Origin of the sequence: Pseudothauera lacus (genome assembly GCF_003034845.1) — a bacterium.
GTDB lineage: Bacteria > Pseudomonadota > Gammaproteobacteria > Burkholderiales > Rhodocyclaceae > Pseudothauera > Pseudothauera lacus.
This window is the reverse complement of record NZ_PZKC01000011.1, coordinates 13,852-28,939: the sequence shown is the minus strand read 5'-3', so window position 1 is coordinate 28,939 and position 15,088 is coordinate 13,852. Positions and strand designations below refer to the sequence as shown.

Genomic DNA, 15,088 nt, shown 5'->3' with positions numbered 1-15,088 from the left:
GCGCGCCTGGCCAGCCAGCGCCGATGATCCCCCAGTCCTTCATCCAGGACCTGCTCGCCCGCGTCGACATCGTCGACGTCATCGAACGCTACCTGCCGCTGAAGAAGAGCGGCGCCAACTACTTTGCCTGCTGCCCCTTCCACGGCGAGAAGTCGGCATCCTTTTCGGTCAGCCCGAGCAAGCAGTTCTACCACTGCTTCGGCTGCGGCGTGCACGGCAGCGCCATCGGCTTCCTGATGGAGTACAGCGGCCTCGGCTTCATCGACGCCGTCAAGGAACTGGCGGCAATGGCCGGCGTCCAGGTCCCCGACGACGGCAAGTTCTCCGCCCGCAACGAAGACACCCACGCCCCCCTGGTGGCCGCAATGAACACCGCCGCCACCTTCTACCGCGAACAACTGCGCCACAGCCGCAGCGCCATCGACTACCTCAAGCGCCGCGGCGTCTCCGGCGAGATCGCCGCGCGCTTCGGCATCGGCTACGCCCCCGACGAATGGCAGGCGCTGCAGAAGGTCTTCCCCGAATACAGCGCGCGCAACCTGCTCGACGCCGGGCTGGTCATCGACAACGACCAGGGGCGGCGCTACGACCGCTTCCGCGGCCGCATCATCTTCCCCATCCACGACCGCCGCGGACGCATCATCGCCTTCGGCGGCCGTGTGCTCGACAGCGGCGAACCGAAGTACCTCAACTCCCCGGAAACACCGCTGTTCGAGAAGGGGCGCGAGCTCTACGGCCTCTTTCTGGCGCAGAAACCGATCCGCGACAGCGGCTTCGCGCTGGTCGCGGAAGGCTACATGGACGTCGTCGCCCTCGCCCAGTACGGCATCCACAATGCCGTCGCCGCCCTCGGCACCGCCACCACGCCGCATCACATCAACACCCTGCTGCGCCAGACCAACCGCATCGTGTTCTGCTTCGACGGCGACGCCGCCGGCCGCAAGGCCGCCTGGCGCGCCCTCGAGAACGCCCTCGAGGCCCTGCGCGACGACGCCACGCTGGCCTTCCTGTTCCTACCCGAACAGCACGACCCCGACTCCTTCGTGCGCGCCGAAGGTGCCGACGCCTTCCTTCACGCCGCCCGCAACGCCACCCCGCTGGCCGCCTTCCTGGTGCGCAGCCTGCGCGAACAGTGCGACATGGACAGCGCCGAAGGCCGCGCCGCCTTCGTACACCAGGCCCGCCCGCTGGTCACCCGCGTCGGCGCGCCGCTGCTGCGCCTGCAACTGATCAAGCGCATCGCCGAAGAGAGCGCGCTCACCCAACAGGAAGTGGAAACCGCCTTTGGCCTCGACGCCCCCGCCGCGCAACGCTTCCCCCCGCGTGACAGCGCCCCCTTCGAGGCCCGCCCCGGCAGCACACCGCGGCGGCAGCCGGCGGCCGCCCGCCAGCGCCGCAAACCACCCTCCACCATCGACACCCTGCTGCGCCTGATCCTCCAGCACCCCGCCTGGGCGGCACGCCTGCCAGTGGACCTGATCCCCGCGGACTCCGCCGAGGGTCTCGCCCTGATCGCCATCATCGACGCCATCAGCGTCGGCGACCTGTGCCCGACGGGCGGACTCGGCGCCCTTGTCGAACGCTTCCGCGACAGTGACCACGGCGCCACGCTGGCCCGCGTCGCCGGCGAGCTGGTCGACACCGAGTTCGACGAAGCCGTCGTCGAAGTCCTTTTCGAGGACACCCTGCGCAAGCTGCAGGCCAACGCCATCGACGCCGAAATCGCCCGTCTCACCGCCCTGGCGGGCAATGGCGGGCTGGAAAGCGCCGACCGCCATCGCCTGTCGGAACTCCTTCTGGAGAAGCGCAAGCTCACAGCCATCGGCAAAGTTGCCGAACTTTAGTATAATTCCCTGTTTACCCAATCATTCTGCCCCCAGAACCGAGGAGCGCTATGGCCCGCGAAAAGACCACGGATGCGCGCAAGAACAGCCCCAAGGGTCGATCCGCCAAAGCCGGCAAGGCCGCACAGGTGATCGAAAGCCCGCAGGTATCGCCGCTGGACGCCGAAGTCCGCCGTACCCGCCTGAAGACCCTGATCACCCTGGGCAAGGAGCGTGGCTATCTCACCTACGCGGAAATCAGCGACCACCTGCCCGATGACGTCGCCGATGCCGAGCAGATCGAAGGCATCATCGCGACCTTCAACAACATGAACATCCAGGTCTTCGACGAGGCACCCGCCGCCGAAGACCTGCTGATGTCCGACAACGTCCCCGGCACCGTTGACGCCGACGAAGCCGAAGAGGAAGCCGAACAGGCGCTGTCCTCGGTCGACTCCGAGTTCGGCCGCACTACCGATCCCGTGCGCATGTACATGCGCGAGATGGGCACTGTCGAACTGCTCACCCGCGAGGGCGAGATCGAGATCGCCAAGCGCATCGAAGACGGCCTCAAGCACATGGTGCTGGCCATCTCCGCCTGCCCCACCACCATCGGCGAGATGCTCGAACTGGTGGACAAGGTCATTGCCGACGAGATGCGCATCGACGAACTCATCGACGGCCTGCTCGACCCCAACACCGGCGACGAGGAGCCGCGCGGCGCCGAAGCCACCGACGACGGCGACGACGGCGACAGCGACAGCGACAGCGACGGCGACGGCGACGGCGATGACGACGATGACAGCGGCGACGATGGTGGCGAAAGCGCCAACGCCGCCTCCCTGCTGAAGCTCAAGACCGACGGCCTGGTGCGCTTCGAGACCATCCGTGCGCTGCATCAGAAGAAGATGACCGCGCTCGGCAAGAAGGGCTCGCAGGACAAGGCCTACCTCAAGCTGCAGCAGCAGATCTCCGACGAACTGCTCAACATCCGCTTCACCGCCAAGTCCATCGAGAAGCTGTGCGACTCCGTGCGCCACATGGTCGAGCAGGTGCGCGGCCACGAGCGCCACATCCTGCAACTGTGCGTGGACCGCGCCGGCATGCCGCGCACCCACTTCATCAAGGTCTTCCCGGGGCGCGAAACCGACCTCGACTGGCTGAAGGACGAGATCGCCGCGGGCAAGAACTACGCCGAAGGCCTGATGCGCATCCACCCCGCGGTGCTCGAAGAGCAACAGAAGCTCATCGACCTGCAGGACCGCATCGGCATCCCGCTCAAGGAGCTCAAGGACATCAACCGCCAGATGTCCACCGGCGAAGCCAAGATGCGCCGCGCCAAGCGCGAGATGACCGAGGCCAACCTCCGCCTGGTGATCTCCATCGCCAAGAAGTACACCAACCGCGGCCTGCAGTTCCTCGACCTCATCCAGGAAGGCAACATCGGCCTGATGAAGGCCGTGGACAAGTTCGAATACCGCCGCGGCTACAAATTCTCCACCTACGCCACGTGGTGGATCCGCCAGGCCATCACGCGCTCGATCGCCGACCAGGCACGCACCATCCGCATCCCGGTGCACATGATCGAGACCATCAACAAGATGAACCGCATCAGCCGGCAGATCCTGCAGGAGACCGGCCAGGAGCCCGACCCCGCAACGCTGGCGGAAAAGATGGAGATGCCCGAGGAGAAGATCCGCAAGATCATGAAGATCTCCAAGGAACCGATCTCCATGGAAACCCCCATCGGCGACGACGACGACTCCCACCTCGGCGACTTCATCGAGGACACCGCCACCCTGGCCCCGGCCGAAGCGGCGATGTACTCCAGCCTGCGCGACGCCACCGGCGAAGTACTCGACTCGCTCACCCCGCGCGAAGCCAAGGTGCTGCGCATGCGCTTCGGCATCGAGATGAACACCGACCACACCCTGGAAGAGGTCGGCAAACAGTTCGACGTCACCCGCGAGCGCATCCGCCAGATCGAAGCCAAGGCCCTGCGCAAGCTGCGCCACCCGAGCCGCTCCGAGCGCCTGCGCAGCTTCCTCGACAGCGACGCCTGAAGCCCTTCCCGCGCCCGCCCCGGCGGGCGCGCGGGCCTTTAGCTCAATCGGTTAGAGCAGAGGACTCATAATCCTTTGGTTGCGGGTTCGAGTCCCGCAGGGCCCACCAGACACCACCTTGAATCCTGAGGCAGAAACGGCTGCACCGGTACGACCGGGCAGCCGTTGTTTTATTGGCGGCAGGACTCGACCACGACAGGGCGCCGGTTAAAAACACTACCCCGTTCACCACGTGAAGCGGCATAGATAGTGACGGGGAGATACGTCAGACTGGCAGCTCCCGCCCCCTCGCCTTGATCAGCACTTGCCTCTCAATCAGATTTGTAGTAACGTACCTACAATTGCTGATGTTGGAGGTGCTCTATGGCCATCACGACCCTATCTAGTCGAGAGTTGAACCAGGACGTGACACGAGCGAAGAAGGCCACCAAGAGCGGCCCGGTGTTCATCACGGATCGCGGTAAACCTGCTCACGTGCTGTTGAGCTTCGATGACTATCAACGGTTGACGAAGCAGCGGCGCAACATTGCCGACGCGCTGGCGATGCCGGATGTTGCGGACATCGAGTTTGAGCCACCGCGCGTGACCATTGGAGCCCGGCCGGCTGACCTCTCATGATGTATGTACTCGATACCAACGTGCTGTCCGAGTTGCGCAAGGTACGGCTTGGCAAGGCTGATGGGAATGTGACGGCATGGACGGAAAGCGTCGATGCCGCCGACCTCTTCGTATCGGCCATCACCATCATGGAGTTGGAGCTTGGCGTTCAGTCGATTGAACGCAAGGACGCTACCCAAGGGGCCATGCTGCGCTCATGGCTGGAGCAGCACGTATTACCCGAGTTCTCCGGGCGCACACTGCCGATCGATACCGCTGTGGCGCAGCGCTGCGCTCGGCTGCATGTACCAGACAAGCGCGGCGACCGTGATGCGCTCATCGCGGCTACGGCGCTGGTGCACGGCATGACCGTGGTAACGCGTAACGTGGCCGATTTCAAGCCGACGGGAGTGACCATCGTCAATCCGTGGGAGCCGTCGCCGTGACTGCCTATGGGTTCAAGATCGCCTCGGATGGCGGTACTCCAGCGGCACAGGGCTTAGTTTTTCCCACCTTCTTCAAGCTGCGCTAAACTACTGTCTCGGCTTACTTTTTTGTTCTGTAGCTTACGCTCCCCTATGCTTGATTTTCCTAGGCATGGCACGTTGGCGACGAACTCATAATCCTTTGGTTGCGGGTTCGAGTCCCGCAGGGCCCACCAGACACCACCTTGAATCCTGAGGCAGAAACGGCTGCACCGGTACGACCGGGCAGCCGTTGTTTTTTCTGGCGCCCCGTCAGCAAGCGGGTCAAAGTCCGAGGCGAGCAAATCCCGCCGCAATCTGCGACCCTGGCACACCCCGCAATCGGTGCATTCCCGCCTCTACTGCTCGTTCCAACCTCTCCACCTCACTCCCCCTGGACACCGCTCAACCGAGCCTGACTTGTAGAGAATATGGCTGTTTTTCGACACGACACGATATCATGTCGAATCCGTCGACACGTCCGATCAGCGAGATGAAGGCCGGACGGGAGAAGCTCTTCATCAACCCGCACCTGATCCAAGCACTTTCCGCAGCCTGACACAGCCACCTGGCCGCAACAGTCACCCCCCAGCCGCAGTCGCGTCCGCAGGGCGGACGTTGGAAAGACCGCCTCTATCGGCAACCGGCCGGGCAGCCTGCGTCTGCAAACCGGGGGAGCCGTTATTTAGCTCCGGGGCAATCTACAAGCTGCTTAAGCCAGCGACCAGGGAAACCCCACGCAGGGCGACTGCATGCCTATTTGCCCTGCGGCCTGCGCTTTGCCATGCTTGGTGTTCCAGCCCGCATTTCTCACACCATCCCTGCTACGGGTGCCGATGCACTCGCCGTGGCACGCCGTACTCCCTCACGCCGCCTCGACGTAGTGTCAGCTACGCCTTCGGCGCCGCTCAGTCCATGCAGCGCACCACGACGGCGCCTCGACCTCCTAGTGACGTGCCAGTGTGAGCAAAGCAGCGGCATGGCGGGTTGTCGACGTCGATGTTCCGGGAAGCGGTGTAACGGCGCACGCGGAATGCGCGCTCGGGAGCAGAACCGCAACCGCAGCGACCTGTCCCACACCGGTCCGCTTATTAACCCGGCAACGAAATACGCTATTCCGTTCGCCCTGAGCCCTTCGGCTACGCTCAGGAGAGCCTTGTCGAAGGGCGTTCGTGCCGACTGGGCTTCGACAGGCCCGAACGGTATTTGATTGCCGGGTTAATAGGCACTGATTGGCCCCACCCGCGCGAGACGCCCCATGCCAGATCTGCAAGCGCTCCACTTTCATCACGACCATGGCCGCATCGCCTGCGCCGTAGTGCGGGCGGCGCAGCCGCAGGGGCTTCCGGCGCTGCTGATGGTGCACGGCCTGGCGAGCAACCGCACGCGCTGGCGGGAGTTCATGTGCGCCAGTGCGCTGGCGCAGACGCACGATCTGATTGCCGTCGATCTGCGCGGTCATGGCGAAGCGCTGACACGCTCGGCGATCGACACCGAACGCTGGTGTGCGGATCTGAGCGCGGTGCTGGCCCACCTTGGCCATCGCCGCGCCATCGTCCTTGGCCACAGCATGGGGGCGCAGGTGGCCCTGCGCTTCGCCGCCCGCCACACGGCCATGTGCGCGGCGCTGGTGCTGATCGATCCGGTGTTCCGCGCCGCCCTGCGCGGGCGCTGGCGCCTGCTGGGCGGCACGGCGCCGCTGATCGGCGTCGCCGCCCGCGTCGTGCGCGCCCTCAACGCCATGGGCGTTCACCGCGGCGCGTTGCCGCCGCTGGATCTGCACGCGCTCGACGAGATGGCGCGTCATGCGCTGCTCAGCCAGCAGGACACCGCAGCCTTCATCCGCCGCTACAGTTCGGCCCGTGCCGATCTCCGCCATGTACCGCTAGCGGTGTATCTGCAGGATCTGGTAGAGATGTTCCGCTCGCCGCCGTTGCCTACCGGCATCCCCATGCTGGCCCTGCTCTCGCGCGCCGCCACCTTTGCCGACGGCGCCCGCATGGCCGCCGCCTTGCGCAGCGCGGGCGCGCAGGTGCGCGACATCGACTGCCAGCACTGGCCGCTTACCGAGCGGCCGGATGAAGTGCGCCAGTTGGTGGACGACTGGGTTGATGGCCTCGCCGTAGCCGACACCGCCACGATGCGCTGAAACCTGCGTCAGTTCGGTGCCGCGCGCCGCGCCAGGGCGTCGAGCAGTTTGCCGTGCACACCGCCGAAACCGCCATTGCTCATCACCAGCAGGTGATCGCCTGCCTGCGCCGCTGCGCTGGCGGCGGCGACCAGGGCGTCGAGATCGTCGAAGCAGGCTGCGCGCTCGCCCAGCGGGGCGAGGGCTGCGCCAACGTCCCAGTCCAGGCCCTTGCCGTAGCAATAGACCTGGTCGGCGTGGGCGAGACTGGCGGGCAGTTGCGCCTTCATGACCCCCAGTTTCATGGTATTGGAGCGCGGCTCCAGCACCGCAAGGATGCGCCCCGCGGGCTGGCGGCGGCGCAGGCCCTCGATGGTCAGGGCGATGGCGGTGGGGTGATGGGCGAAGTCGTCGTACACGGTGACGCCCTCGATCACGCCACGCACCTCCAGGCGGCGCTTGATGCCGGCAAAGCGGTTCAGGCTGGCAATGGCCTGCTCCGGCGGTACGCCGACATGGCGGGCGGCGGCAATGGCGGCCAGTGCGTTGCTGCGGTTGTGGCGGCCGGCCAGCGGCATCTGCGCACGACCAAGCTCACGCCCCTGCAGGCAGAACACCGCCTGCGCGGCATCCTCGCCCTCACTGGCGGACCACCCCGCGGCGCTGTCGAACCATTCCAGTTCCGACCAGCAGCCGCGCGCCAGCACCCGCGCCAGCGCGGGCTCGGCGGCATTGGCGACGATGCGCCCGGCGCCCGGCATGATGCGCACAAGATGATGAAACTGCGTCTCGATCGCCGCCAGATCGGCGAATATGTCTGCGTGATCGAACTCAAGATTATTGAGGATGGCGGTTCGCGGGCGGTAATGGACGAACTTCGACCGCTTGTCGCAGAAGGCGGTGTCGTACTCGTCCGCCTCGATGACGAAGAAGGGTGACTCGGTGAGGCGCGCCGACACGCCGAAGTTCTGCGGCACGCCGCCGACCAGGAAGCCAGGATTGAGCCCGGCATCCTCAAGCATCCAGGCCAGCAGCGCGGTGGTTGTGGTCTTGCCGTGGGTGCCGGCCACGGCCAGCACCCAGCGCCCGGCCAGCACGTGTTCGGCCAGCCACTGCGGCCCCGAGACGTAGGGCAGGCCGCGATCGAGGATGGCTTCGAGCAGGGGATTGCCGCGCGAGATGGCGTTGCCGACGACGTAGACGTCGGCCGCCAGGTCGAGCTGGGCGGGGTCGTAGCCCTCGACGAGGCGGATGCCCTGCTCTTCGAGCTGGGTGCTCATCGGCGGATAGACGTTGGCGTCGCAGCCGGTCACGACATGTCCGGCGGCTCGCGCGAGCAGCGCCACGCCGCCCATGAAGGTGCCGCAGATGCCGAGAATGTGGATGTGCATGGAAACTCCGTTGAGGCCGTCATGCCTGCGCAACCGGCCCGTGTACAATGGGCGCGATTCTACCCGAAGGCGACCGCGCCCTTCCCTGCCCATGGCCTCTCACGCAAGCCCACCGCGCAGCGCCACCCTGCGGCGCGAAATCGCCGCCCTGGCGGCGCGCATGATGGCCGAGGATGGCATCCGCGACTACCTCTTCGCCAAGCGCAAGGCTGCCCGCCAGCTCGGCGCCGGGGTTGGCGACGCCCTGCCCACCAACGAAGAGGTCGAAACCGAGCTGCGCGCCTGGCAGGCCCTGTTCCAGGACGACGAACACGACGCCCGGGTGCACGAGATGCGCTGCGCGGCGGTGGAGATCATGCGCGAACTGGAGGCTTTCCGCCCCTATCTGACCGGCGCCGTGCTCGACGGCACCGCGGGGCGCTATGCCGAGATCGAGATCGACCTGTTCCCCGAAAGCGCCAAGGAAGTGGAGATCTATTTCCTCAACGAAAACGTCGCCTACGAACACCGCAAACCACGCCATCCCGGCGCCAATCCGCCGGAAACGGTGCTCAGCTTCGACTGGGACGACATCCCGGTGCGTCTGGCGATCTATCCGGATGGCCAGCAGCGCGTCGCCCGCAAGGCCCACGAACGCGCACGCACGGCGCAGGTCGAAGCACTGATCGCCGCAGATGGCCGCAACATGGAAGAAAAAGAATGAAGCAAGCAGCACAACTTGCCCTCGTTACTGTGGTTGCCGCGACAGCCGCAGCCGCCGGTTACTGGAGCCGCGACACCCCTGCCCCGGCAGCCGAGATGAGCGCGCCAGCGGTTGCCCCCGAAGCCGGCGCCAGCCTGATGGCGCTCACCCTGCCCGATCTCGACGGCACGCCGCAGGCGCTGGCGCAGTGGCAGGACAAGGTGCTGGTGGTCAACTTCTGGGCCACCTGGTGCCCGCCCTGCCGCAAGGAAATCCCCGACTTCGCCGCCGTCAGCCAGCGCATGAGTGACGCTGCGGTGCAGTTCGTCGGCCTTTCCATCGACCGTGCCGACGCTGTTGCGGCCTTCCAGGCCCAGCATGCGGTGCCCTACCCCCTGCTGATCGGCGACACCGCCACCCTGCAACTGGCCGCCAGTTTCGGCAACGCCGCACAGGCCCTGCCCTTCACCGTCATCCTCGCGCCGGGGGGCAAGATCGCCTACATCAAGCTGGGCACCTTGAAAGCTGACGAACTCGAAGGCAGAATTCGCGCACTGCTGCCCGTGCAAGCCAGCTGAAAGCGTCCCCGAAGAACCCGCCGCAGTGGACAAAATGCGGCGATTTGCGGCAAACTTGCAGCCATGACGCGCTCAAAACGCACCCAGAAGAACCACACCCCGCCTCCTCCGGCGGCCCGCATCCTGGTTCTTCACGGCCCCAATCTCAATCTCCTCGGCACTCGCGAACCCGAAGTCTATGGGCGCACCACGCTGGCGGACATCCATGTCGCCATGGAAGCCCGCGCGCGCGCCGAGGGCGTGGTGGTGGAATCCTTCCAGAGCAACCACGAGGGCCAGCTCATCGATCGCGTCCAGGCCGCCGCCACCGAAGGCGTCGGCTTCATCATCATCAACCCGGCGGGCTACACCCACACCAGCGTCGCCCTGCGCGACGCCCTGGCGGCGGTGAACATCCCCTACGTCGAGGTGCATCTGTCCAACATCCACGCGCGCGAGCCGTTCCGGCACCACTCCTATTTTTCGGATCGCGCCGCAGGTGTCATCTGCGGGCTCGGCGCCCAGGGTTACCTGGCCGCCCTCGAGTTCGCCCTCCCGCTCGTGCGGGATGCACAGCACTGAACAACACACGACGGCCCCGTCGCGGGCCGCATCCAGTCCGGAGAACAGCATGGATCTGCGCAAGCTGAAGAAACTCATCGACCTCGTCCAGGAATCGGGCATTTCCGAACTGGAGGTCACCGAAGGCGAAGAGAAGGTCCGCATCGCCAAGCACCTGTCGGCACCGCCGCAGGGCAGCTACGTCACCCACATGCCCGCACCGATGCACGCCGCCCCGGCAGCGCCCGCCGCAGCGCCGGAAGCGCCCGCCGCCGACGCCCTGCCGCCCGGCCACGTCGTCAAGTCGCCGATGGTCGGCACCTTCTACCGCTCCTCCGCCCCGGGCGCCAAGGTCTTCGTGGACGTCGGCCAGTCGGTGTCGGAAGGCGATCCCCTGTGCATCATCGAAGCGATGAAGCTGATGAACGAGATCGAGGCCGACGCCAGCGGCGTCATCAAGGCCATCCTGGTCGACAACGGTGAGCCGGTCGAATACGGCCAGCCGCTGTTCATCATCGGCTGAGCGCATCATGTTCGAGAAAATCCTGATCGCCAACCGCGGTAACCAGCCGCCGGCAGGCGGCGCAGCGGCGCAGTCAAATTGCTCCGTGGCCGCAGGCCACGAGGGCGGTTTCAGCGCGGAGGGCACCCATGTTTGAGAAGATCCTGATCGCCAACCGCGGTGACCAGCCGCCGGCAGGCGGCGCAGCGGCGCAGCCAAATTGCTCCGTGGCCGCAGGCCACGAGGGCGGTTTCAGCGCGGGGGGCACCCATGTTTGAGAAGATCCTGATCGCCAACCGCGGTGAAATCGCCCTGCGGGTGCTGCGTGCCTGCCGCGAACTCGGCATCCGCACGGTTGCAGTGCACTCCGAGGCCGACACCGAGGCGAAGTACGTCAAGCTCGCCGACGAGTCCGTGTGCATCGGCCCGGCACCCTCCGGAATGAGCTATCTCAACGTGCCGGCAATCATCTCCGCCGCCGAGGTCACCGACGCCGAGGCCATCCACCCCGGCTACGGCTTCCTCTCCGAGAATGCCGACTTTGCCGAACGCGCAGAACAGTCAGGCTTCGTCTTCATCGGCCCGCGCCCCGATACCATCCGCCTGATGGGCGACAAGGTCTCCGCGAAGGACGCCATGAAGGCCGCCGGCGTACCCTGCGTACCCGGTTCCGAGGGCGCGCTGCCCGACGACCCCAAGGAGATCGTCAAGATCGCCCGCGCCGTCGGCTACCCGGTGATCATCAAGGCCGCCGGCGGCGGCGGCGGCCGTGGCATGCGCGTGGTACATACCGAAGCGGCGCTGCTCAACGCCGTCACCACCACGCGGGCGGAGGCCGGCGCGGCCTTCGGCAACCCCGTGGTGTACATGGAACGCTACCTGGAGAACCCGCGCCACGTCGAGATCCAGGTGCTCGCCGACCAGCACGGCAATGCCGTTTATCTGGGCGAGCGCGACTGCTCGATGCAGCGCCGCCACCAGAAGGTCATCGAGGAAGCACCGGCGCCCGGCATCGAGCGCCGGCTGATCGCCCGCATCGGCGAACGCTGCGCCGAAGCCTGCCGCAAGATCGGCTACCGCGGCGCCGGCACCTTCGAGTTCCTGTACGAGAACGGCGAGTTCTTCTTCATCGAGATGAACACCCGCGTGCAGGTCGAACACCCGGTTTCCGAGCTGATCACCGGCATCGACATCGTTCAGGCACAGATCCGCATCGCCGATGGCGAGAAGCTGTGGTTCAAGCAGCGCGACATTGCCTTCCGCGGCCATGCCATCGAATGCCGCATCAACGCCGAGGATCCGTTCAAGTTCACGCCCTCGCCGGGGCGCATCACCAACTGGCACACCCCCGGCGGCCCTGGCATCCGCGTCGATTCGCATGTCTACAACGGCTACACGGTGCCGTCACATTACGACTCCATGATCGGCAAGCTGATCGCCTACGGCGACACCCGCGAGCAGGCAATCCGCCGCATGCGCATCGCGCTGTCGGAGATGGCTGTTTCCGGGATCAAGACCAACGTGCCGCTGCACCAGGAACTGATGCTCGATGCCCGCTTCGTCGAAGGCGGCACCAGCATCCACTACCTGGAGCAGAAGCTCGCCGACCGCAGCGAAGTCAAGAAGGACTGAGGCGCCCGCACCGGCATGTGGATTTCCGTCACCCTCCAGGCCGAGGCCGACAAGGCCGAAGCGCTCTCCGACGCCCTCATGGAGGCCGGCGCGCTGTCGGTCGGCATCGAGGACGCCGACGCCGGCACCGCAGCGGAAACGCCGCAGTTCGGCGAGCCCGGCCACCACCCCACCGCGCTGTGGGCACATAGCCGGGTGATCGCCCTCTTCGATGCCAGCGCCGAACTCACCGTCGCCCTCGCCCAGGCCGCACGCGACGCCGGCTTTGCCGCAGTGCCACCGTTCACGGTGGCCGAAGTGGCCGAGCAGAACTGGGTGCAGCTCACCCAGAGCCAGTTCGAACCCATCCACATCACCGACCGCATGTGGATCGTGCCTTCCTGGCACGACGCCCCCGACAGCAGCGCCATCAACATCGAGCTCGACCCCGGCATGGCCTTCGGCACCGGTTCGCACCCCACCACGCGGCTGTGCCTGCAGTGGCTGTGTGACGCGGTGCGCACCGGTGACAGCGTGCTCGACTACGGCTGCGGCTCGGGCATTCTCGGCATTGCCGCGGCCAAGCTTGGCGCCGCCGACGTGCTGGGCGTGGACATCGACGACAAGGCGCTTGAGGCCGCGCGCGACAACGCCCTGCGCAACGGCGTCGAAGTGCGCCTGCAGCACTCGCGTGCAGCGCTCGACAAACGCTTCGACATCGTCGTTGCCAACATCCTCACCAACCCGTTGTGCGTGCTCGCCCCGCTGCTGTGCGCACGCGTGGCCCCGGGCGGGCGCCTGGCGCTGTCCGGTGTACTGCTCACCCAGGCCGAACAGGTGATCGCCGCCTATGCGCCGTGGATCACGCTCGCCATCGGCGGCACAGAGGATGGCTGGGTGCGGCTTGAAGGGCAGCTGAGCGAGCGCAGGGCGGCATGAAATACGTCCGCTGCCCGGCCTGCCAGACCGTCTTCCGGGTCAGGTCGGAACAGCTCGACGCGCGCCGCGGCGAAGTGCGCTGCGGCCACTGCTTCAACCCCTTCAACGCCTTCGACCACCTCATCGCCGCGCCTGAGGTGGCCGCTGCGCCGGCACCGGACGCCGGACGCCCTGCCGCTCAGCAAGTCACCCCGCCGCCGGTTGCTCCACCTCCGGTCACTCCACCTCCGGTCACTCCACCTCCGGTCACTCCGCCGCCGGTGACGCCGACGCCCGCGGCGCCTGCCGCCGCACCGGCTCCGGCGCAGCCAGCGCCGGCGAGCACGGAAACCGAGAGCGCCGCGCTCGACTTCGAGATCCCCGAGGTCTGGCGCTCAGCGCGCGAACGTCAGAAAACGGGCGGCGAACGGGGGGGCGGCGAGGACTCCGCCCCGACACCGGCAGAGCAGGCCGCCCCGCCCACCAGCACAGGCACTCCGCCGCCGGCAGTGTTCTCCGCGGCGCTAGAGGCCGCCTTCGACGGCCGTCGCGAGCCTGGACTGGCCAGTGCCACAGGCGCATCCTTGCCGCCGTTTCCCGCCCTCCACCCGCTGGAGCCACCCACCCTGCCGCCGGATGACCCTTTCGCGGCGGCGGACGCCGAACCTGCTGCTGAGATCAGCGTCCCGCCCGGCGGGCCTGAACCGTTTGACGCAAGGCCGGAGGAAAGCGCCGACGAGCAGACCGCAGACCCGGATGCAGAAGCCCAGCCTGCGGAACAGGCCGCCGCCGACGACGAGGCGCCCCTCTCCATCGCACCAGACACCCTCGACCGCCGCTACGGCCCTGCCAGCGAGCCCTCGGCAGCACGGCGCGGGCTGTGGGCGCTGGCGGTGGGGCTGATGCTGGGCAGCCTCGCGGTGCAGTCGGCCTACCTCTTCCGCGAGCACATCACCAAGGCGGTGCCGGCCACGCGACCGCTCTACCAAGTGGTCTGCGCGCAGTTCGGCTGCACCTTGCCGCTGCCGCGTGACATCGCCACCATCGTCATCGCCACCTCCGACCTGCAGTCGGTCCCCGACCGCCCGGGACACTTCATCCTCCACGCCAGCGTGCGCAACACCGCGCCCTACCCGCAGGACTGGCCGCAACTCGAACTCACCCTCACCGACGAGCGCGACCGCCCGCTGGTGCGCCGCGTGCTTGACCCCTATGAATGGGCACACGCCGAAACCGCCAAGCTGCGCGCCGGCTTTCCGGCCGGACGCGAGCAGGTGGTGCGCCTCGAGTTCCGCGCCGCCGACAGCGAGGCGGCGGGCTACCGGCTGTACCTCTTCTATCCCTGAACAAACCGGTTACCCGGCAGGAACCCCGCATGCAAGCTCCACAACAGGACAAGCCCCAGGAAAGCCCCTTCAAGGGCAAGACCGGGCTGGTCCGCGTCATCAACGCCTTCGGCTACTCACTGTCGGGCCTGCGCGCTGCATTCCGCCACGAGGACGCCTTCCGCCAGGAATGCCTGCTCGCCGCCGTGCTCATCCCGCTCGCCCTCGTCGTCGGCGATACCGCCATGGAGCGCGCGCTGCTGATCGGCAGCACGATGCTGGTGCTGATCGTCGAACTGCTCAATTCCGCCGTCGAGGCCACCGTCGACCGCGTCTCGCTGGAACGCCACCAGCTTGCCAAGCGCGCCAAGGACATCGGCAGCGCGGCGGTGCTGCTGAGCCTCTTCAACCTTGCCGCAATGTGGGCGCTGGTGCTGTTCGGCTGACACCGACGGCGCGCCCCCAC

16 protein-coding genes and 1 tRNA gene are annotated in these 15,088 nt (G+C 66.8%); 16 read left to right on the top strand and 1 reads right to left on the bottom strand.

Going from position 1 to position 15,088, the window contains the following annotated elements; translation table 11 throughout:
* The first annotated feature begins 23 nt into the window (after window positions 1-23).
* The 6 genes from dnaG to C8261_RS12980 all read left to right on the top strand — a co-directional run bounded on the left by dnaG (window position 24) and on the right by C8261_RS12980 (window position 7,096).
* Window positions 24-1,844 (top strand): DNA primase, encoded by a 1,821-nt coding sequence (gene dnaG, locus C8261_RS13010; protein WP_107494157.1) that lies wholly within the window; start codon window positions 24-26, stop codon window positions 1,842-1,844.
* 50 nt (window positions 1,845-1,894) lie between these two features.
* Window positions 1,895-3,886: an RNA polymerase sigma factor RpoD gene (gene rpoD, locus C8261_RS13005; protein ID WP_107494156.1), complete on the top strand. Its 1,992-nt coding sequence runs from the start codon at window positions 1,895-1,897 to the stop codon at window positions 3,884-3,886.
* A gap of 32 nt (window positions 3,887-3,918) precedes the next feature.
* Window positions 3,919-3,995, top strand: a tRNA-Ile gene (locus tag C8261_RS13000).
* A 254-nt stretch (window positions 3,996-4,249) separates the two neighbouring features.
* Window positions 4,250-4,504, top strand: coding sequence for a type II toxin-antitoxin system Phd/YefM family antitoxin (locus C8261_RS12995; RefSeq protein ID WP_107494155.1), 255 nt, complete (start codon window positions 4,250-4,252; stop codon window positions 4,502-4,504).
* Window positions 4,501-4,929, top strand: coding sequence for a type II toxin-antitoxin system VapC family toxin (locus C8261_RS12990; protein ID WP_219905205.1), 429 nt, complete (start codon window positions 4,501-4,503; stop codon window positions 4,927-4,929). Before C8261_RS12995 ends, C8261_RS12990 begins: the two co-directional genes overlap by 4 nt.
* A gap of 1,276 nt (window positions 4,930-6,205) precedes the next feature.
* A complete protein-coding gene (locus C8261_RS12980; protein WP_107494154.1) occupies window positions 6,206-7,096 on the top strand; it encodes an alpha/beta fold hydrolase in 891 nt (296 codons plus the stop codon).
* Window positions 7,097-7,104: 8 nt separating this feature from the next.
* Here the strand turns inward: C8261_RS12980 and mpl are convergent, their stop codons facing one another.
* A complete protein-coding gene (mpl, locus tag C8261_RS12975; RefSeq protein WP_107494153.1) occupies window positions 7,105-8,466 on the bottom strand; it encodes a UDP-N-acetylmuramate:L-alanyl-gamma-D-glutamyl-meso-diaminopimelate ligase in 1,362 nt (453 codons plus the stop codon).
* Window positions 8,467-8,557: 91 nt separating this feature from the next.
* Here mpl and C8261_RS12970 point away from each other — a divergent pair, with 91 nt between their 5' ends.
* From C8261_RS12970 to C8261_RS12935, 10 genes are all read left to right on the top strand, one after another.
* The gene (locus C8261_RS12970; protein ID WP_107494152.1) at window positions 8,558-9,169 is read left to right on the top strand and encodes a hypothetical protein; all 612 of its coding nucleotides are present in this window, start codon (window positions 8,558-8,560) and stop codon (window positions 9,167-9,169) included.
* Window positions 9,166-9,726, top strand: coding sequence for a TlpA family protein disulfide reductase (locus C8261_RS12965; RefSeq protein ID WP_107494151.1), 561 nt, complete (start codon window positions 9,166-9,168; stop codon window positions 9,724-9,726). The genes C8261_RS12970 and C8261_RS12965 overlap by 4 nt, the downstream gene beginning before the upstream one ends.
* A gap of 63 nt (window positions 9,727-9,789) precedes the next feature.
* Entirely contained in the window at window positions 9,790-10,287 is a 498-nt protein-coding gene (gene aroQ, locus C8261_RS12960; RefSeq protein WP_107494150.1) for a type II 3-dehydroquinate dehydratase, read from the top strand.
* Between the two features lie 49 nt (window positions 10,288-10,336).
* Window positions 10,337-10,789 (top strand): acetyl-CoA carboxylase biotin carboxyl carrier protein, encoded by a 453-nt coding sequence (accB, locus tag C8261_RS12955; protein ID WP_107494149.1) that lies wholly within the window; start codon window positions 10,337-10,339, stop codon window positions 10,787-10,789.
* A gap of 7 nt (window positions 10,790-10,796) precedes the next feature.
* Window positions 10,797-10,925, top strand: coding sequence for a hypothetical protein (locus C8261_RS17765; RefSeq protein WP_268987186.1), 129 nt, complete (start codon window positions 10,797-10,799; stop codon window positions 10,923-10,925).
* Complete coding sequence (locus tag C8261_RS17760; protein ID WP_268987185.1) at window positions 10,918-11,046, top strand: hypothetical protein; 129 nt, start codon at window positions 10,918-10,920, stop codon at window positions 11,044-11,046. Before C8261_RS17765 ends, C8261_RS17760 begins: the two co-directional genes overlap by 8 nt.
* Window positions 11,039-12,400, top strand: coding sequence for an acetyl-CoA carboxylase biotin carboxylase subunit (gene accC / locus C8261_RS12950; protein WP_107494148.1), 1,362 nt, complete (start codon window positions 11,039-11,041; stop codon window positions 12,398-12,400). Before C8261_RS17760 ends, accC begins: the two co-directional genes overlap by 8 nt.
* Window positions 12,401-12,415: 15 nt before the next feature.
* The gene (prmA, locus tag C8261_RS12945) at window positions 12,416-13,318 is read left to right on the top strand and encodes a 50S ribosomal protein L11 methyltransferase (RefSeq protein WP_107494147.1); all 903 of its coding nucleotides are present in this window, start codon (window positions 12,416-12,418) and stop codon (window positions 13,316-13,318) included.
* Complete coding sequence (locus C8261_RS12940) at window positions 13,315-14,643, top strand: DUF3426 domain-containing protein (RefSeq protein WP_107494146.1); 1,329 nt, start codon at window positions 13,315-13,317, stop codon at window positions 14,641-14,643. The genes prmA and C8261_RS12940 overlap by 4 nt, the downstream gene beginning before the upstream one ends.
* Before the next feature lie 29 nt (window positions 14,644-14,672).
* Window positions 14,673-15,068 (top strand): diacylglycerol kinase, encoded by a 396-nt coding sequence (locus tag C8261_RS12935; protein WP_107494145.1) that lies wholly within the window; start codon window positions 14,673-14,675, stop codon window positions 15,066-15,068.
* The last annotated feature ends 20 nt before the right edge of the window (window positions 15,069-15,088 follow it).